Here is a 19,103-nt window from a genome sequence, read left to right as displayed (position 1 = left end):
GAAGAGGGGCTGCCGGTTTACAGCCCTACCTGGAACAGGAGGATGAGCCGCGAGAAGGAGTCCGTGCCCTCCTTCAGCGCTGGATGGTGGTCCCAGCTGAGCGCGGCCCCCAGCGGACCGAAGTGCAGGTCCGCGAGGAGCCGCAGTCCCGGCCTGACTTCAGGGAGCACCTGCACCGGTATCCCCAGGCCGAGCCCGAAGCTGGGGATGATGGCGACCTGGGGCGTCGCATACTGCGTGAGGGGCGTGAGGACGACCTGTTCGCGAAAGTCTGTCTCCACCGAGAGCGAGTGCAGGAAGGACTCGGGCGCGGCGAGCTGGTAGCCGAGCCGGGCCATGAAGCGGGAACCGTCCCCGAGCCGCGCTCCCAGGCCCAGCTGCACACCGCCCGGAGTCCACCACGGCCTGGGCTTCGTCAGCGTGACGTTGAGCCACTCGGGCGCGCTCGCCGCCGTGAGGCTCCGCTCCGCCACCACGTGCTCTTCCTCGTGCCGAAGCCGCCAGCCCGTGGCAACCGGCAGCGTACGCGCGGATGCGTCCGGGCTGCTGCCCACCTCCCACGAGGAAGGGACACGCACCGTGACATGGAGCGTAGGGTTGCCCGCCCAGGTCCGGATGGGCCCCAGCAGATAGTCGATGTCCCAGTGCGTGGCCCGCGGCGGTCCGGAGGACAGCAGGACGTGACGCGCCTGGACCGCGGGCCACACGTACCCCGAGGGCAGGAAGCGCCGCGCGAGCTGCATCAGGCCCCGTACCACCAGCTCCCCCTCCCGCCCGGGCGGAAGCGTGAGGGTGAAGCCGAAGCGCTCCACCGGCGACGTGGGTCCCACCGAGTCCGCCTTCCCCTCCGTCACCGGGAGAGGCTCCTCGTCGAATCGCACGCGGACCTCGTGCGTACGGACTCCCAGGAAGGCGGCATCGATGACCTCCGCTTCGGAGGTCCCGTTGCGCAGCCAGTAGCGCGCCTCGAAGCGGCAGACCGCTTCTTGCTCCGCCTCCGCGCAATCGAAGTCCAGCTTCTCGCTGAGCACCTCCGAGCGCGTGCGCGCGGTCCCCGAGGACAGGGTCAGGGTTGCTGGCGTCCGCGTGGAGGCGGCCACGTTGGCGGCGGCGGGCAAGGCAGCGAGGAGACACACGATGGACGCAAGGCGGACCGCCATGTCCGTCATTGTCGCTCAAATCCGAGGGAGCACCTGACGTCGTGACGGGCAGGTGGGCCTCCACGGGAAAAGCGTTCGGACCGGCAATCGAAAGGTGGGGACGGCGTACACCTCGCGTCCCACCCCCATCCTTCGGTGAACCCATGCGCCGTTCCCTGTCCCGCCTCGTGCTCGCGGCCCTCCTGTTCAGCCCGGGAGGTGCGGCCCTCGCGGCGGAGGGGACGAAGAAGCCCGCCACGCAATGGTTGGCCAGCCCTGCGCAGGCGGCCCGCGCGGCGCGAGTGGAGGCGGGCCTGGCCCCGGTCGTGATCGAAGGCGAGAAACCCCAGAGCCTGACGCTCCCGCAGTGGATGGCGCTGTACCGGATCCCCGGGCTGAGCATCGCCGTCTTCGACAAGCACGCCATCGTCTGGGCCAGGACCTATGGCGTGAAGGAGGCGGGTGGCTCGGAGCCCGTCACCCTGGAGACGCTGTTCCAGGCGGGGTCCATCAGCAAGCCGGTGACGGCCCTGGCAGCGCTGCACTTCGTCGAGGCCGGCAAATGGTCGCTCGATGAGAACATCAACGACAAGCTGCGCTCGTGGAAGCTCCCCGAGAACGACTTCACGAAGGAGCAGAAGGTCACCCTGCGCCGGCTGCTCAGCCACAGCGCGGGGACGACCGTGCATGGCTTCCCCGGGTACGCCGTCGACGCGCCCATGCCCACGCTGGTGCAGGTGCTGGAGGGCGCGGCGCCCGCGAACACCGGCCCGGTGCGCGTCGACCTCGTGCCCGGGACGAAGACGCGCTACAGCGGCGGTGGCACGTCCATCGTCCAGTTGATGATGGTGGATCAGCTCCAGAAGCCGTTCCCCCAGGTCATGCGGGAAACGGTGCTGAAGCCGCTCGGCATGACGAGCAGTTCCTACGAGCAGCCCCTGCCTCCGGCCCTCGCCGTCAGGACGGCGACCGGGACGTACGCCAGCGGGAAGAGCGTCGCGGGCCGATGGCATGTGTACCCGGAGATGGCCGCGGCCGGACTGTGGACCACGCCGTCCGACCTCGCGCGGGTCGCCCTCGAGGTGTCCAGCGCGAAGGCAGGGAAGTCCCAGCGCGTGCTGTCGCAAGCGATGACGAAACAGATGCTGACGCAGCAGTCGGAGCGATTCGGGCTGGGCTTCCAGGTAGAGCCCGGCACCGACCGCTTCGTTCACGGAGGCTCGGACGAAGGCTTCCAGGCCGCGTTCATGGCCTTCAGTGACACGGGCAGCGGCGTGGTCGTCATGGCCAACTCCGACAACGGCTTCCTGCTCTTCGACCGCCTCATCGCGAGCGTGGCGGCCGAGTATGCCTGGACCGCGTTCAAGCCCGAGCCCGTGTCGCCGTCCGCCCAGGTGGATGTGCTCATGCGGCTCAAGGGCGTCGACACCGCGCTCGCCTGGTACACCGCGAAGCATGGCGAGGGCATGAAGGGCCTGGAGTCGGGGGACCTGAACCAGCTCGGTTACCGGTTGCTGGCAGACGGCAAGGGCGCGGAAGCGGTGCGGGTGTTCGAGGCGAACGTGAAACTCTTCCCGACGGATGCGAATGCCTACGACAGCCTGGGCGAGGCCCAGCTCCAACAGGGACAGAAGGAAGCAGCCATCGCGAGCTACAGGAAGTCACTCGCACTGGACGCGGGGAACGCCAACGCGGTGAAGGTCCTCGGGAAGCTGGGCGTGCCCACCGGGAAGTGAGCTCAGGGCATCTTGGGCTTCAGCGCCAGCAATGCCTTGCGTTGCTCCGGCGCCAGCCGCTCAATGGCATAGCGCAGGGTGTCCCGCTGCATCCTGGAGATGTTCTCCTGGATGAACCCCACCACCGCCTCCCGGTGGTGGTCCGCCGCCACCTTCAGCAGCCATCCCACGCTCTTCTGCACGTCGGTGTGCTCCAACCAGTACCGGAAGCGGTCCAGCAGCGATTCGTCGAACGCGCGCCCGACCGCCTTGCGGACCATGGCGAACCCCAGGAGCACCTCTTCATGGTGGGTCGCCTGGGCGAGCAGGTCCTCGGTCACCGCGAGGCAGTCCTCGGGAGACAGGCCCCGCTGCTTGACGAGCGCATCGGCGATGCGCCGAACCTCCGCGTTGCCGACCCCCAGGGCGCGGATGTCCGTGGGGAAGTAGCGGCGGGTCGCCTCGGCGAGGCGCGGGTCGCTCCGCGACTTCAGGGTGCTTCGAAGCTCGTCGATGACGGCAGGGGTCGCGCGCATGGGCCCATCCCGTGAATGGAGGGCCCAGGGTTGTACGGATGTCCGGGGCAGGTCCAGGGCCAGCCTGAGCAGTGGCCAGGCAACACCCCTGGCTTCCTCCGGCCCGGGGCGGAGCGGATTGGGACTACTGTGGCGCCTGGTGGCACTTCCCAGGAGGCTTCTCCATGGCGACCCAGGACGCAGCACCGCAGCTCCCGCGGGCCCACACGGACGAAGGCCTCCGCGTGGAGCGGGAGAAGGCGGACCGGGAGTACGCCCAGCGGCAGAACGCGATTGAAGAGGGCTCGGACGCCGCCATCAACAAAGCCCGCGAGCAGGCGGACGAGGCCCTCCAGGCGGCCCGCGACACCGCGGACGCGAGGAGGGCGCGGAACGCGGCGCCCGTGGCGAAGGAGACCCTCACCCAGGAGCGGGCCGACGAGGACGCGGCCCTCCAGGGAGAGCGGGACACCGCGGACGCGGAGCTGCGGGACGAACGCGAGGAGCGGGTACACGCCCTGGAGGCCCTCCTCCACCTGGAGCGCGCGGAGACCGACCTGCGGCTGTCGGGAGAGCGCACGCACGCCGACGAAGCGCTCGCGACCCGGGACCACTTCATGGGCATGGTCAGCCATGACCTGCGCACGCTGCTGGGGGGCATCGCGTTGCAGGCGGCCCTGCTCAAGCGCGGCGCTGGCGAGGACGAGGCGGGCCGCAAGGCGACCCAGGCCGCGGAGAAGATCCAGCGCTTCACCGCGCGGATGAACCGGCTGATTGGAGACCTGGTGGACGTGGCCAGCATCGAAGCGGGGAGGATCCGCGTCGCCCCAGCGCTGCAGGACGCGACCGCGCTGGTGAAGGACTCCCTGGAGACGTTCCAGCCGCTGGCCTCCGCCCAGGGCCTCACGCTCGACGTGGAGCTGCGTGGGAACACGCTGATGGCGAAGTTCGACCATGAGCGCGTCCTCCAGGTGCTCGCCAACCTGCTGTCCAACGCCATCAAGTTCACGCCAGGCGGCGGCAGGATCTCCCTCCGGGTGGAGCCGGTGCACCAGTCCGTCCGCTTCTCCGTGACGGACACCGGCCCCGGAATCCCGAGCCACCAGCTGGAGGTGGTGTTCGACCGGTTCTGGCAGGCTCGCAGCGAGGACCGGCGGGGCCTGGGGCTGGGGCTCTACATCTCCAAGGGCATCGTGGAGGCGCACGGCGGGCGCATCTGGGCGGAGAGCCAGCCCGGCCAGGGCAGCACCTTCCTCTTCACGCTCCCTGGCGCGGCGGCCACCGCGACGTAGCTGCGCGCAAGGCTTCGAGGTGATGCGCTGTACCTCCTGACGACCGGCGCGGTCGCGGTGCGCGGCGCAGAGGACCTCACCCGCTTCCGTCCAGCACCCGCAGAAGGGCGTCACGCTCCACGACGAGCTTCTTCGAGTTGATGGCCTTGCGGATGATCCGCAGGGCCTCCGGACGCACCTCGGCGTCGGTCAGCCGCGGGAGCCAGTGCGCACGGAGTTCCTCCAATTGCTGCCGCTGGGCAAGCTCCGTGGTCGCCAGCCACCGTTCAAGCTCGAGGATGACGCCCAACCGGGGAGGCGGAAGCTGCCCGGCATCGATGTCTCCGGGCTTCGGCGTGTGGCGGCGTGCGACCCAGTCCTCTGGGAGCGGGCCCCGCCTCTCCGCGAGGTTGCGCAGGCCCTGCTGGACGCCGACGAGAAAGTCCTCGTACCTCGGGGCGGAGGGCATGCCGTGGGCCTCCAGCCACTCGCGCACGGTCGTTTGCCCCTGCAGCTCGTCGTGAAGGACGTCTCCCAGCTCGGCCTTTCCCCACACGTCGAAGTGATGGTTGTGGTTCAGAGCTGCGCTCTCGACGGAGGCGTCGCCAAAGACATAGGTGCCAAGCGGCTCGCCCTGGCCGAACAACTGCCGGACGCGAAGCTCCCCCAGGACGACGAGGTAGCCCTCCGTATAGAGCGTCTGCGCCATGAGGTTGCCGCGGACGAAGACAAGCCCTCCTGGACTCTCCAGCCACCCATCGACGTACAGGTCACCGTCGATGAACGTGGAGCCCTTGTTGTTCGTGAGACTGAGCGAGGGAACGCGGCCGCCCGTGAAGAGCCCGGCGCCACTCTTGTTGAAGACAGACGCGAGGACCTGGGGGTCGACGTCCATGCCCAGGCGGCCACCGCGACACGTGAAGGCCGTGTACGGACGCAGGTATGCGGCGGCTTCTTCCTGGGACAAACGGCCGCATCGCCTACCGGATGAAGCGCCCGCTGCCCGACGGCACCACGCACCGCTTCTTCACCGGGCTGGAGCTCGCCACAGCCGGCGGGCTCCAACCCGGGTGCTGTTCCTCGACGAGCCACTCGCCTCGCTCGACATCCAGCATCAGTTCGAATTCATGCGGCAGATCCAGACGCTCTCGCGCGCGAAGGACCTGGTCACCGTGGGCGTCGTCCACGACTTGAGCCTCGCGGACATCAAGGAGACCTTCGGCATCGAGCCGCGAATCTTGCGGCTCGACGACGACAGCACCTTGCTGGCGATTTCCTGACGTAGCGGGCGATGGGCTCGACTCCCGTGGCAGTGGCGCTGCCGCCACGGGAGGAAGCCCTTCCGGCACATGGCGCGAGGAGGCTACGGCGCCAGCGTGAACTTCGAGATTTTACCCTCGTCCCGGTGCGTGACCCAGAGGGTGTTGCCCACGCCGCGGGCGAGCCCATCGGCGCCGTTCACGGTCACCACGTCAGTGACCACCCCGTCCGGGGTCATCCGCGACAGCTTGTTGCCGAGGTACTCGGTGAACCAGAGGTTGCCGTCCGGGCCGGCCCGGAGATTCTCCGGACCCAGCGAGCCGCCAAGGGGGAAGAGCGTGATGATTCCCGTGGGCGTGATGCGCCCGATGGTGCTGCTGAACGGGCAGGTGAACCACACGTTGCCATCGGGGCCGGCGCCGACGTTCGCCGGCCCGTCGTACGTCACGAACACCGGCCCGAACTGCGTGATGTTCCCGTTCATGTCGATGCGGCCGATCATGTTGTTCTCGTAGTCCGCGAACCACATCGCGCCGTCCGGTCCGGCCGTGATGCCCTGCAGGTTCGGGGGGTAGGGGTTCGAGACGAGGTACCAGGTCATCGCGCCCGCCGTCGTCATCTTGATGACGTAGGACCCCATGGTGAACCAGAGGTTCCCATCGGGGCCGCTCGCGATGTCCCGCGGAAAGCTCGTCAAGCCATACTGATTCACGGGCGTGAACACGGTGAGTGCGCCCGCCGGCGTGAGGCGGCCGATGGACGTGTTCATCGTGAACCAGATGTTGTTGTCCGAGCCCACGGTAATATGGCTCGGGGCCTCCGGCACGGGGAACTCGGTGAGCTTGCCCTGGGTGTCGCGCCGGGCAACCTTCCTCCAGCTGTCCGAGGACTCCGTGAACCAGACGTTGCCGTCGGGAGCGACCACGATGTCCAGCGGCTGGGAGGTGGGGCTGGGAAGGCCGTACGTCGAAAGGGAGCCGTACGAGGTGCCGCCCGCGAGCGCGGTGAGCGAGGCGAGGGCAAGGGCGAGGGCGAGGAGCCTTCCTGGTTGTCTCATCTATATCTCGGGGGGAGTGAGCGGACCGCTTGCCCCGCCCCACCAGACGGCGGAGCTCAGGGTCCTTGAATCGGAACAGCCTTTGTCTCGGTGTTCCTGACGCACGGGTTCTTTTGACAGGCATTGAGTGGCTGTGCAACTGGGTCTGGGCTGACGCGAGAGCCCGGTGCTTGGGGCAAAACGCCACACGTTCAATCCCTACCAACACGACTCAAACCCGGCCTGTTTGTTTACAGCCTGATTCAACAGAGCAGGCTGAATGCGCTGGGGCCCTGGGAGGTGTTCCTCACGAGGTTCCACGGCGTCTTCGCTCCAGGCTCGAAGCAGACCGGGTGTTGAGCCTCGAACAGTCGCGCTGCTCCTGAAGCTCACGCCCCTCGTAGCGCCGCCGTGTCGTTCGGTACCACCGTGGCACTCGCGCCGACGCCGGGCGAGCCGCTCGCCTCCTGCACGACGGGCGTCTGCGCCAGCGACTGCATGGACCCGGGGGCCAGCTTCGGCCGGTGCATCGGCGGCGTCCGCCAGTGCGTCCACTCGACGTGCTGGGACACCGGTGCGGGATGTCGTCCTCCCGCACCGGTGCTTCAAGCGACTGCTTCAGCAGCCCGAGCCGTACGCCAGCAGGAACGTGGTGCGGTCCGTGCTGTTCACCACGCCGTTGCCGTCCGCGTCCGCGTCCAGGCTGCCCGCGTTCCACGCGTTGAGGAACGCGTCGCGGTCCGCCTGATTCACGGTGCCGTTGGTGTCGTAGTCGGCCGGGCAGAAGAACTGGATGTCCATCTTCCACCACGACGTCGCCGTGCCCGCGGTGCCCTCGCGCGCGTCCACCAGCGCGGACACGTCCCCCTGCAGCGTGAAGGGCCCGGGGAACAGCCAGCCCTTGCGGCGCACCGAGTCCGAGTCCGTGTTGCCGATGTCGATGGACAGCACCGGCTCGCCGGTGGTGAGGCTCGCGATGTACACGAGCGACGTGGAGCCGCCGTACACCCCCGCCGTCGTGTCCGCCGTCGCATCGCCGGACACCGCGTAGCGCGCGAAGCGGTTGAGCTGGAACGTCAGGTAGAAGTCCGCGTTACCCGTGGCGTAGCCGCGCCCGGTGGCCTGCGTCCAGCCATTCGCGGTGGCCCGGACCTCGGCGCTGATGCGGGAGCCGGTGATGCTCGACGTCTCCGTGCCCGAGCCATTCGAGTCCGCGTGGCTGTGCGTGTCGTCGTACTGCGGCTGCTTGCTGGCCTTCAGCTCCAGGCTCTCGTTGAAGTCCTCGAAGCCATTCGTCCGGCGCGAGTCGGACGCGTTGACGTTGGTGATGCCGGCGTCCTTCGCGATGACGGTGGCGGACACCGAGCGGGTGCCCTCCGACGGAGTGATGAACTGCGCCTGCGCGAGCGCGGACGTGGCCGCGAAGAGGGGAACAGCACCAGCCAACATGTGAATGCGACGCATGGAAACCTCCAAGCTGCGTGACGGGGTCAAGCGCGCAACTTAGGCGCCCTGCCTGACGGCCTCCCTACCAATCCGGTGACGGCCCGCCTGTTCTCGTAGCTCCGCGAAACACAAGGAAAAATCCGTACCCCTCGTCTCGCTCCCCCACACCCCGAGCATTGGCAGCTCGCGTCACTGTTGGTGACGCACGGGTGGAGCAAGGAGGTCATCAGCATCCTCCACGAGCACGCCACCCGGACGGGCGAGGCGCGCGTTCATCGATGAGCGGAAGAAGCGCTACGTGGACTTCCTAGAGGAGGCCTTCGCGCAGGCCGCGGCCTCGGGGCGCATACGAAATCACGATGAGTGCGTATGCCCCCGTTACCGGGAGTACCGGAGTGGACTCCATCACCTTCATCGTCGAGCCGTGACAGGCCTGGAGGCCCCGCACCCCGTCAGTGCATGAGGTGTTCGCGACCCGTATTCCCAGAGGGGAGACACCCTGTCTTATGGTGGCCGGGCAGCACTCAACCGGGAGACATACACATGCGAATGGCAATCGTCGCGGGCTTGATGGCAGTGGGACTCTTGGCGGGGTGTGGTGGCACGTCCGACGAAGAGGTTGTCGCTGCATGCGCGGACGGCACCACGTGTACCGGTTCCATTGCTCAGTGCGAGGCGACGTGCGGTCCCAGCGCCGACGCGGCTGAGAAGAACGCTTCCTGGGTGATGTGCTACTGCTGCGACGGCACCAGCATCATGGGTGTCTATATGTCGTCCTGCTTCGCCTACTGCGCGGACCGCGACGGCGTCTGCAATTAGCCGCGAAGGCAGCTAGGTGCTTGGCAATCCAATACGGGTTGCCAGGCCTTGCTTTAGCGTTTGCTTCACCAGCTGCTCCCTCGCGGCTCAGCGCGTGGGACGGAACGGAACGAGGGGCGCGCCCGTGGTGGCCACGTCCAGCCGGCCGTAGAGGCCCTGGCTCTCATCCGCCGGCCCCGCAGGGAAGAACGATGGGCTGCCCGTTCGTGCCCTGGAGTTGGACATCCAGGGTGCCCGTCACCAGGTCAAAGGCGTTCCCCCAAGCAGGTGAGGAGGCGGCGAGAGGGGGAAAGGAGGCAGCGGCCAGAACGGAGCGGATGAAGCAGAGAACGCCGCGAGTGGACTTACGCCGAGTTGCTGAGGAGGACGTTCGACTTCGACGTGTTCGCCTGAGTGAGGTGTGGAGGCCGCAGGAGGGTGCTGGCATCCCTGACGGCCCCGGTGGAGGGCGCGCCGTTCTGGAGCACCTGGCATTGCCCTCGCGGCCTGCGAAGCTGACCCCGGCACAGGGTCCACCCCAGGGCGCGTAGTCTTGAGCCCAAGCACCCACAGTGACCTGGAAGCCCACGCCCCTGCGGCCTGCCGCCTGGCTGGGCCGCTTGGGTCGGCATGCGCCCCGAGGGGCGGCACGGCCTCTGCTCCGGCCCGGCGCACAGCCCGCGCGTCACCCTCCAGCGGCCCTTCTTGGCCCCTCTTCACCAGCCCGCCGCCCTCAACAGGGCTCCTATCCGTCCTATACTTGCCGCACATCGCTTCACAGAGGTTGCAGGTGCGGAAGTGGACCTGGGACGCGGCAGGAGCGCTCATGGGGGCAGAGCCTACGCCGACCTCCCTTCCCTGAAGAACCCCCAGCGTCATGGACAGTGGGCGGAATGTCTGGTCTAAGGCGCGGCCGCGCGGAGGTCTTCCTGTTGGGGAATTGGAAGAACTCGCACTGCAAGGAATCAAGGGGCCCACGTTAGATGGGAATTATGAAGATATTTGTGTTGGCGCGCTGGATGGCGCTTGCGATTCCGCTCATCCTTTCGCTGCCCGTTGATGCAGCGCCCGCTTGTGACCCGACTGCTCCTCCCAAAAGCTGCAACAAGGGAGTGTGCATGGGGACACAGGTTTGCGACTACCCCACGACCTACTGCCAATATTCTCAAGCATCGAGCGCGACATGCTCTGTCTGTGGCCGGGCGGGGACCCGGTCCTGTACCGAGGCCGGCGATCTCATTTCAGGGTCATGCTCCGCCTACGCCGCCGAGGCCTGCAACAACTGTGATGACGACGGCGACGGAGCCATTGACGAAGGGCTGACGTCGGGAGCGTGTGATCCTCAGGGGAATGGCTGCTCTGGCACGAGAACGTGTGTCGCGGGCGGATGGCAGTGCCTCATTCCCTCGAACAAGACCGTGGATTGCAGCACCCAGTGCGGAGCGCCGGCCCACCGTCAGTGCAACCCGGACGGCTCTCTGGGAGTCTGCACGAGGGATGTCGCGGCGCCTGAAGCGTGCAACGGCTGCGATGACGACAGGGACAGCGTGGCCGACAACCTGCCGGGGCAGGGACGCGACACCCTTGTCAGCACCTGCCAGGGTGGCAATGGTGAGTGCCCGGGCTCCTTGAAGCGCTGCGTGGCGGGAGCCTGGTCCGCTTGCATCGCTCCCGCGGAAGTATGCAACGGGCTGGATGACGACTGTGACAATCTTTTTGACGAGGGCGGCGTCTGTCGCTCGGACGCAACGACGTGTCAGTGTCAGCCGCTGACGTGTGGACAGCTCGGGGTCAATTGCGGCTCGGCCGCGGATGGCTGCGGGGGGACGCTCAACTGCGGAACGTGCCCCGGGGTGATGAAATGAAATTGACCGTGAGTCGAGGCTTGAAGAATGCCATTGCCCTTTCCTTGGGGCTGGTCATCGCCGTAAGCGCATGCGGTCCCGCGGAGCCCGAAAGTCTTGATGCGGATCTCAAGTTGGGAACGGGTTCCGCAAGGGTTGTGACCACGCCCGCGGACACCATCATTCCGACCCAGGTGGGGCCTGATGGGCTCGCGGTAGGTCTATCGAAGGGGGCTTCGTCCGTCAGCCCGGATGGCACCGCGAAGTACACGCTGCCACTCTGGGTTCCGGATGGCCGCGCGGGCATGCAGCCGGCACTGACCCTCTCCTATCAAGGCAACAGTGGCAGCAACATGCTGGGGCAGGGCTGGAGCATTACCGGCCTGTCGGCGGTCGCTCGTTGCCCCCGAACGCTGGCGCAGGATGGGAGGGTGGAAGGGATCTCCTTCACGAGCGCGGACGCGTTCTGCCTGGACGGCCAGCGACTCATCGCCATCCAGGGGGGGTATGGCGCCTCGGGCACCGAATACCGGACCGAGCAGGAAAGCTTCTCGAAGGTCGTCTCATTGGAAGCGGATGGATCCGGGCCCGCCCTGTTCAAGGTCTACCTGAAGGACGGACGGGTCATGACCTACGGCAAGCTGAACAATTCGACCCTCGCCGGGGAGCGCGGCAGCGTTCGGGCCCTGGACGCGACCGGATTCGCCGTCTCCAGGGATGGAAGGGAGAACCGGCTCGTCTGGGCGCTCTCCCAGGTGGAGGACCGCAGCGGAAACTTCATGAGCTTCCAGTACGCGAAGACCCAGGACCCGGCGGATGGAAGCTACGAACAGACCCTTTCGCGTATCGCCTACACAGGCTCCTCGCTCGGGGCGGGGCGTCCCGCGTACCGCTTCGTCGACTTTGACTATGGCGACCACACAAACCCACGTGTCGTCCACTTGAATGGCTTGAAGACGAAGGCAAGTCGGCGGCTCAAGGAGATTCGGGTGAGTGGTCCGAACCCCGTCTCTACAGGCCTTGTCCGCGCGTACCGCTTTACCTACCTGCCCCCGGCTCAAAGCAGCGTGACCCGCCTTGCATCCTTCCAGGAGTGCGATGGTGCAGGGGTTTGCCTTCCAGCCGTGACGTTCTCCTGGACCCCAGAGAGCGACCTTTTCGAGGACGTCGATACTGGAATCACGGACATCCTGAGCCCGCCCACTTCCGCGGCCATCTTCCGTGCGCTCAATCCCATGGATGTTGACGGGGATGGATTCGACGACCTGCTCTACCGCACGACGAGCAGTCAATCCAACTCGTTCAAATGGGTCATGCGCTACGGTTCGGCTGCTGGCTATGGCGCCGCTGTGGATGCTGTGTCCCTGCCCAATGCCTGTTGGGATAGCTCGGCAGGACACAATGGGAAATGGGCGGATGTCAATATGGATGGTCTGCCGGATGTCAGCATTCTTCAATGGAATGCCTGTGTCGGGCCGGGTCAATACAGTGAATTGAAGCACTTCCGGCGAACGAACCTGGCTGGCGGACGTGCGGCCAATTCGTTCCAAGAAGTGGGAAACGATGGGAAATGGGGAGACGCATTCTGGTACGCGGACCTCAATGGAGATGCCTACCCTGAGTTGGTGCGGGTGCTCACGTCAACCCGGACACTGGGGTACCGCCCGAACGTGGGCGGTGCGTTGCAGCCCTTTCAGCCTATCGTCACGTCGGACTTGAATGACAACACCCAGTTCGCCTTGAACCTGGATGGCTCGTCCAAGACCAGCCTCCTGTTCATTGAAATGCGCAGGCCCCCCGGTCCGCACGACATCTACGCAGAGGTAGGCAAGCGGTACTGGTCGATGACCCAGCGGCCGGATGGCACCTTCGCCAAGCAGGAGACGACGCTCGTCCGCTCAGACGTGGATTTGCTGCCGGATGGAACTCCCTTTGACCATGGCCCTGAAGGAGATGAGACCTGCAACAACTGCTACAACTGGCAATATCTCTTCGTGGATCTGACGGGAGACAGCCTCCCGGATGCCGTCCGGGCAAAAGCGAAGACAGGGGGGGATCTGGAGGTGCTCGTCAACACGGGCGATGGCTTTGCGCCGCCGGTCCCAATCCAGTTGCCGGTCGGATTCAACCTGGCGCCATTCACCCGGGATAACGGAATCCGCGTCCTGGATTTCGATCAGGATGGGCGACAGGACCTGCTGCTGATGGATGATGGAGCCGGGACGCGCGGCCAGGTGGCACTCCTCCAGTCGGTGGGGACCGGGTTCGCCACGCGCTTCTTGGGCGTGCCGGTAGCGCAGGCTGGGGGGCTGGGGGTCAATCTTTCGCAGTTGTTGGATGCGAATGGTGACGGCCTGATGGACCTCGCACAAATCGTCAACGGCAGGCTGCACGTCTATCTTCGAAAGGGGCCGCCCGCCGGGCTGCTGACGGGCGTTTCGGACTCGCTGGGCGCGCGAATCGAGTTCTCGTACAAGCCGATGAGCGATGCGTCGGTCTACACGCCCGGCACGGGCTGCTCCTATCCGCAGGTGTGCGTGAAGAAGGGGCAGTGGTTGGTTTCAGAGCATCGCGTGGACACTGGGTCCCCGGTGATGCATGCGACCCGGTATTCCTATGGGGATGGTCGCGCTGATCTCCTGGGCCGAGGGTGGCTGGGGTTCGCGCGGATGACAGCGAAGGACCTGGTTTCTGGGACGGAGTCCCGGGTCGACTTTGACAACCAGACCCGTGAAGGGACTTTCTACCCACTCGCGGGCACGCCGGTCTTTCAAGTGACCACGATGTTCCTGCCTGGGCGATTGCATCTGCAGGTGCGTGCGACCCAGCACAAGATCCTCGCGCAGGGTACTTCGCGCGTGGATGCCAGACTGCGGGTCTTCCCCGAGGTCATCACGGAAGAAGTGTACGACCGGCTGGAGACGAATGCCTGGAACGCGGGACTCCTGAACCGGGTCGTGAGCGTGCTGGGTTTCGATGAGACTTACGGAAACGTGCTGAACCGGAAGCAGATGTTCTCCAACGGCGATGAGATGGAGTGGGTGACGGGCTACCAGAACGACCCCGTGAACTGGCTCGTAGGGCTGCCAATCCAGGAATCGCAGACGAGCACCGTGCAGGGTGTCGCGCAGGTGAGACGGCTGTCGTATGAGTACAAGCCAGGGACCGTGCTTCTCAAGAAGACGACCGTGGAGCCGAACGACCCGATCCTGGAGGTGGTCACCGAACAGATCCGTGATGACGATGGGCTCCTCACCGAGGTCCGGACGACGGGGGTGGGAATGGTGACCCGGAGCACCCTGTTCACCTACGACGCCCTGGAGCGTGTCCATCCCGCGTCCGTGATCAACAGCCTGGGCCACACGGTCACCCACGCCTACCATCCTTCACTGGGTCTACCCGCGGTCAAGGTGGATGAGAACGGCCTCACGACCCGCTGGCAGTACGATGGCTTTGGCCGGGTGCGGAAGCTGGACAACCCGGATGCTGCGGACGTCTCGCTGTCGTACGTCCCCTGCCCCAACGAGGCCGGGTGCGCGTACCAGGTCCAGTCTCAAACGGTCCAGGGCCAGGAGGAGCGGACGAACCTGGACCGTCTGGGAAGAACGCTGAGTGTTTCGAAGCGTGCCTTCAACGACGCGGATGGCTGGATCACGAGCCGGCGGGAGTTCGACCTGCTGGGACGCGTTTCCTACTCCTGGGCGCCGTCGCCCACGGGCTCCAGGGAGGTCAGCACGTCCTTCACCTACGACGCGCTAGGGCGGCCCCTGGTGACCACGTATCCGGATGGTTCGAAGACCCTCCGTCGATACATCGCGAACCAGGTGAACAGCTTCGATGAGAAGAACAATCTCCAGGTCAGCTGGTTGGATGTCTATGGCCGGACGGCCTCCGTGGACGACTACGTGGACGGGCGCAAGCTCACGACGACGTACCGGTATGGGCCGTTCGGGAATCCCGCCGGGGTGCTCAGCGCGGATGGGACGGGACCGACCTTCAAGTATGACCGTCAGGGCCGACGGGTCGAAGTCAATGATCCGGATTCCGGCCTGTCGATCTCCAAGTACAACGCCCTGGGCGAACTCACTGAGTCGAAGGACGCGAACGGGGACACGACGCAATACGAGCACGACCTTCTGGGGCGTGTGACCAAGACCACGAATCGCGATGGTGTGTCGACGTACATCTGGGACAACGCTATCGCGGGCAATGCGGGCATCGGGAAGCTGTACAAGAGCATCAAGGACGACCTCGCGGGGACCGCCCAGAGCGTGATCAGTACGAAGTATGCCTATGATTCATTCGGGCGCCCGGTGGAGGACCTCTGGACGATCGGAGGCTCCCAGTACGCGATTGGCCGGCAGTATGACGCATACAGCAGGCTCTCCCAGTTGCAGTATCCCCAGGTGGGCACGACGAACTTCGCGGTGAATTATGAGTACACCGCCCGGGGGTCGTTGAAGCGGGTGCGGGCCGCGAACAACGGTCCCGTCTACTGGAGTGTGGAGGGACGGAATGGTCTGCAGCAGTTGACCGCGGAGTCCTTCGGGAATGGCGTCTCCAGCCTGCGCCGGTACGACACGCGGGGGCGCCTCCTGTTCATCCAGGGCACCCACGGGAGCCAGGAACTGCAGAAGCTGGCCTACGAGTACGAGCCGAACGGCAATGTTCGAAGCCGGCACGACCGTCATGACCCGCTGCGGATGTCGACGGAGGACTTCACCTACGACGCGTTGGACCGCGTGAAGTCCTGGACTGTCTTCCAGAACTGCCAGTCGCGAACCGCGAACTACGGGTACGATGATCTTGGCAACCTCCTGAGCCGCCAGGGGATGGGGGAGAACATCTCCAGCTTCTATGAGCGGACCGGCGGAGCGGGCCCTCATGCCGTGACACGGTCCTCCTTTGGATCGTACACGTATGACGCGAGCGGGAACCAGTTGACTGCGCCTGGCCGGACCGTGACGTACACGACCTTTGGCCTTCCCTCGCGAGTCGTTACCGGCACGGGAAACACCGAATACCGGTACGATTCAATGAATGCTCGGGTTGTGAAGAGCGACTCTTCCGGGGAGTCCACCTTCTACGTAGGGGGACTCTTCGAGGAGCGACGAGCCCCCAACGGAGCGATGAGTCGTGTCTTCAATGTCCTGGGGGATGCGGGCACGGTTGCGCAGCTTGCATGGGCCACGGATGCGCTGGGCAATGCGAGCGCTCCCAAGACGACCTATCTCCACACGGATGCGCTCGGCTCGGTCGCGACGTTGTCGGATGAGATGGGTGGAGTGACGGAGCAACTGCGCTACGAGCCGTTTGGCGGGCGCCGGCTGGCTCAATCCCTGGCAAACCCCGTGGTTCGTGGAACATCGGGTGTCCGTCAGGGATTCACCGGTCATGAGCATGAAGAGGAGCTGGGTCTCATCAACATGAAGGGGCGCATCTACGAGCCGTCCCTAGGTCGATTCCTCAGCCCGGACCGGCTCCTGCCGGGGCAGGCCCCCAGCCAAGCCTTGAATCGGTACAGCTACGTGCTCAACAACCCGCTGAAGTACGTGGACCCGTCTGGCTGGCTGCCCCTGGTCATGCCCATCATTGTGTATGACTCCTGGTATGGCGGGTATGTGACCCCGGGCTGGGCCATGAGTCGCGTGGTCAAGTGGATTGATGAAACCAATTGTAATATAATGACCCCAACGGGTCAGACGTGTGACGTAGTACACCGGGAGGAGAAGGCGTGGTGGGAGACCGGCCCATCAATGAGCGCCGAGACGTGGTGGGCCCTGACCCGGTTGACCCTGGGGGCGCAGGGGGCCTACTACCAGGAGGCTCTGAGGCACGGAGCCCGCTTCGCAGGGGGGGCGATCCTTGGGGGTTGGGTCGCGGAGATACCCCTGGGTGCCTATTTCATACCCATGGTTCCCGGTCAGTCCTCCGCGTACTACCAGGGGTATGCGTGGTCGCTGGATTGGGCATCGAAGGTAGAGTCTGCGCTTGGAATGGCGGCAACCTTCGCGGGTATGGGCGGGATGAGTGCGGGCGGGATGATGCTCGCCTCAGGAGGGGCCGCGGGAGCGGGTATCGTCGTCGAGGGCATCAGCGTGTCTGCAGTAGCCGCAGGCGCCGGAGCAGCGGTGGCCGCGGTTGCGAACGCGGAAGGGGCGAAGAACGCGCTCCAGATGGCGAATCAAGCGGGCGGTGGGAGAAAATCGTCTCCCAATGCCACAAAGCAGGTGGGACAGCAGACGAGTTTGAGCCCAGAGAAGTCCATTGAGTCGCTCAGAGATAGAATGGCGGAGCACGAGAAGAAGCTCGCGGATTACCGGGCGAATCCGGATGCCTTCGACAATGAGGGTTTCTTGAAGAACGCTCCGTCGCCTGAGGTGCGCCAGAAGATCATTGATGGACGCATCAAACACTTGGGGGACGAGATTCGCGCGTTCGCAAAGGCCATTACTGATCTTGGAGGAACCCCATGAAGATTAAAGTCTCCGAACTCCGACACATGACGAACCTCCTACTCGACCATCTTGAGCGGAGCGGCCATCCGGAAGTCGAGTTCACCGAGGACTTCTACTGGAACATTCCGGAGGAACGCCTGTACTCGGTCTACGAAGACCCATCCGGCTTCACGGTCGGGCAATTGTCGGACGACTGGAATGAGCTACGGCAAATCGGGTCGGGGCAGAAGCCGCCGATTGGCTACGGTCTGGTGTGGCTGTCTTCGCTGCTGCGGCGAATCGGCTCGAAGATCATTGCGTAGGCGGTCAATCTGCTCTCACGTGCCGGAGACATTGCTCTGCGCCGGCACGCGCACAACCTTTACCCTTCTCCGCGATGGTCACGCTCCCCGGAAGGCTCGAATGGCTGGCGGGCGGAGTCGAGATGGCGACGCTCATCGCGTCGCTGGACTGGTCCAACTCCCCTCTGGGCCCCATCGAATCCTGGCCGCAGAGCCTGCGCACCACCGTCAGCATCTGCCTCGCGTCCAACTTCCCCATCAACATCATCTGGGGTGACGGCCACAATCAGATCTACAACGCCGGCTACCGCGTGGTGTGTGGCGCCGTGCACCCCCGCGCGATGGGGGAGAGCTACCGCGTCACCTGGGCTTCCGCCTGGCCCGCCATCGGGGAACCGTTCGAGCGCGCGCTCGCGGGCGAGACGTCCTACCTCGAAAACCAGCGGATGTTCCTCGAGCGCAACGGCTACCCCGAGGAGACGTTCTTCACCTTCTCCCTGAGCCCCATCCGCGACGAGTCCGGGAAGGTGGTGGGCCTCTTCCACCCCGTGACCGAAACCACCGCCACGATGCTCTCCCAGCGGCGGACCCGGGCGCTGCGAGACATCGCCGACCGGGCGGGGCGGGCGCTCGTGTTCGACGAGGCCTGCGCCCTGCTGCTCACGACGCTGGGCCAGTACGGCTCCGACCTGTCGTTCGCGCTGCTCTACGTGACGCCCCCCCGACGGCACGGAGGCGCTGCTGCGCGGAACGTGCGGGACCCCGGCGGGAGGGCCGCTCGCGCCCCGCGCCCTCCGGCTCTCCTCCGACGCGGAGGCCGGGGCCTGGCCGCTCGCGCGCGCGGTGCGCAGCGGACGGGTGGAGCAGGTGACGGACCTGACAGCCCGCTTCGGGCAGGTGTCCGCGGGCCCCTATCCGGAGCCCCTGGCTCCCTCAAGCGGGGGCGGAGCCGGGGCTGGAGGAGGAGAGCCCGGCCCTGGCTGCGACAGTGGAGTCGGCGAAGGAGCGCACGCCGCGATTGGATTGGACGGGACTGCTGCGCCGGACGTTCGCGCTGGACGGCAAGTCTCCTCACCATGATGGGATAAGGATCGATGAGAAGGCTTCGTCCCCGTATCTGTCACGGTATGGGCGAGGCGTCATCAGTCCGGCGGGAAGGGGGTGAACGCCATGCTGAGCGCCGTGAGGAAGCTGCTGGCCTCGACACTCACCCGAAAGATGATGGCGGCCGTCGTCTTCGCGCTGGCCGAGCATCTTCGGGAACCGGTGAGGCACGGGCAGTAGTGCCTGGGGAGGAGCCCCACTGCGGATGGAGCAGGGCTCTTTGCCCAAGGGCGGAC

The 19,103-nt window shown here is 65.8% G+C and carries 13 protein-coding genes and 1 pseudogene; 7 read left to right on the top strand and 7 right to left on the bottom strand.

Annotation, left to right across the window (positions count from 1 at the left end):
- Window positions 1–17: 17 nt before the first annotated feature.
- Entirely contained in the window at window positions 18–1,160 is a 1,143-nt protein-coding gene (locus tag AABA78_RS12930) for a hypothetical protein (RefSeq protein ID WP_338263276.1), read from the bottom strand.
- A 143-nt stretch (window positions 1,161–1,303) separates the two neighbouring features.
- Here AABA78_RS12930 and AABA78_RS12925 point away from each other — a divergent pair, with 143 nt between their 5' ends.
- Window positions 1,304–2,875, top strand: coding sequence for a serine hydrolase (locus AABA78_RS12925; RefSeq protein WP_338263275.1), 1,572 nt, complete (start codon window positions 1,304–1,306; stop codon window positions 2,873–2,875).
- A 2-nt stretch (window positions 2,876–2,877) separates the two neighbouring features.
- Here the strand turns inward: AABA78_RS12925 and AABA78_RS12920 are convergent, their stop codons facing one another.
- Window positions 2,878–3,390: a DNA alkylation repair protein gene (locus AABA78_RS12920; protein WP_338263274.1), complete on the bottom strand. Its 513-nt coding sequence runs from the start codon at window positions 3,388–3,390 to the stop codon at window positions 2,878–2,880.
- 164 nt (window positions 3,391–3,554) lie between these two features.
- Between AABA78_RS12920 and AABA78_RS12915 the strand changes: the two genes are divergently transcribed.
- Window positions 3,555–4,661, top strand: coding sequence for a sensor histidine kinase (locus tag AABA78_RS12915; protein WP_338263273.1), 1,107 nt, complete (start codon window positions 3,555–3,557; stop codon window positions 4,659–4,661).
- A gap of 76 nt (window positions 4,662–4,737) precedes the next feature.
- Here the strand turns inward: AABA78_RS12915 and AABA78_RS12910 are convergent, their stop codons facing one another.
- Window positions 4,738–5,535 (bottom strand): hypothetical protein, encoded by a 798-nt coding sequence (locus AABA78_RS12910; protein ID WP_338263272.1) that lies wholly within the window; start codon window positions 5,533–5,535, stop codon window positions 4,738–4,740.
- A 175-nt stretch (window positions 5,536–5,710) separates the two neighbouring features.
- Here AABA78_RS12910 and AABA78_RS12905 point away from each other — a divergent pair, with 175 nt between their 5' ends.
- Entirely contained in the window at window positions 5,711–5,920 is a 210-nt protein-coding gene (locus tag AABA78_RS12905) for a hypothetical protein (protein ID WP_338263271.1), read from the top strand.
- Between the two features lie 83 nt (window positions 5,921–6,003).
- Here the strand turns inward: AABA78_RS12905 and AABA78_RS12900 are convergent, their stop codons facing one another.
- The 3 genes from AABA78_RS12900 to AABA78_RS12890 all read right to left on the bottom strand — a co-directional run bounded on the left by AABA78_RS12900 (window position 6,004) and on the right by AABA78_RS12890 (window position 8,400).
- Window positions 6,004–6,957 carry a Vgb family protein gene (locus AABA78_RS12900; protein WP_338263270.1) on the bottom strand — a complete coding sequence of 318 codons (954 nt, stop codon included), beginning with the start codon at window positions 6,955–6,957 and terminating at the stop codon, window positions 6,004–6,006.
- 368 nt (window positions 6,958–7,325) lie between these two features.
- On the bottom strand, window positions 7,326–7,508 hold the full coding sequence (locus AABA78_RS12895) for a hypothetical protein (protein ID WP_338263269.1): 183 nt from the start codon (window positions 7,506–7,508) through the stop codon (window positions 7,326–7,328).
- Window positions 7,509–7,554: 46 nt separating this feature from the next.
- On the bottom strand, window positions 7,555–8,400 hold the full coding sequence (locus tag AABA78_RS12890) for a GC-type dockerin domain-anchored protein (protein WP_338263268.1): 846 nt from the start codon (window positions 8,398–8,400) through the stop codon (window positions 7,555–7,557).
- Between the two features lie 174 nt (window positions 8,401–8,574).
- Between AABA78_RS12890 and AABA78_RS12885 the strand changes: the two are divergent.
- A pseudogene (locus AABA78_RS12885) lies at window positions 8,575–8,752 on the top strand (TetR/AcrR family transcriptional regulator); the annotation flags it as partial.
- Between the two features lie 536 nt (window positions 8,753–9,288).
- On the opposite strand, the gene AABA78_RS12880 reads toward AABA78_RS12885, so the two are convergent.
- Window positions 9,289–9,426, bottom strand: a complete 138-nt coding sequence (locus AABA78_RS12880; RefSeq protein ID WP_338263267.1) for a hypothetical protein — start codon at window positions 9,424–9,426, stop codon at window positions 9,289–9,291.
- 1,639 nt (window positions 9,427–11,065) lie between these two features.
- On the opposite strand from AABA78_RS12880, the gene AABA78_RS12875 reads away from it, so the two are divergent.
- From AABA78_RS12875 to AABA78_RS12865, 3 genes are all read left to right on the top strand, one after another.
- Window positions 11,066–17,500, top strand: a complete 6,435-nt coding sequence (locus AABA78_RS12875) for an RHS repeat-associated core domain-containing protein (RefSeq protein WP_338263266.1) — start codon at window positions 11,066–11,068, stop codon at window positions 17,498–17,500.
- Entirely contained in the window at window positions 17,497–17,784 is a 288-nt protein-coding gene (locus AABA78_RS12870) for a hypothetical protein (protein WP_338263265.1), read from the top strand. The genes AABA78_RS12875 and AABA78_RS12870 overlap by 4 nt, the downstream gene beginning before the upstream one ends.
- Window positions 17,785–17,906: 122 nt before the next feature.
- Entirely contained in the window at window positions 17,907–18,851 is a 945-nt protein-coding gene (locus AABA78_RS12865) for a PAS domain-containing protein (RefSeq protein ID WP_338263264.1), read from the top strand.
- Window positions 18,852–19,103 lie beyond the last annotated feature (252 nt).

Source organism: Corallococcus caeni, assembly GCF_036245865.1.
GTDB classification, from domain to species: domain Bacteria; phylum Myxococcota; class Myxococcia; order Myxococcales; family Myxococcaceae; genus Corallococcus; species Corallococcus caeni.
This window is presented reverse-complemented; position numbering and strand designations above follow the sequence as displayed.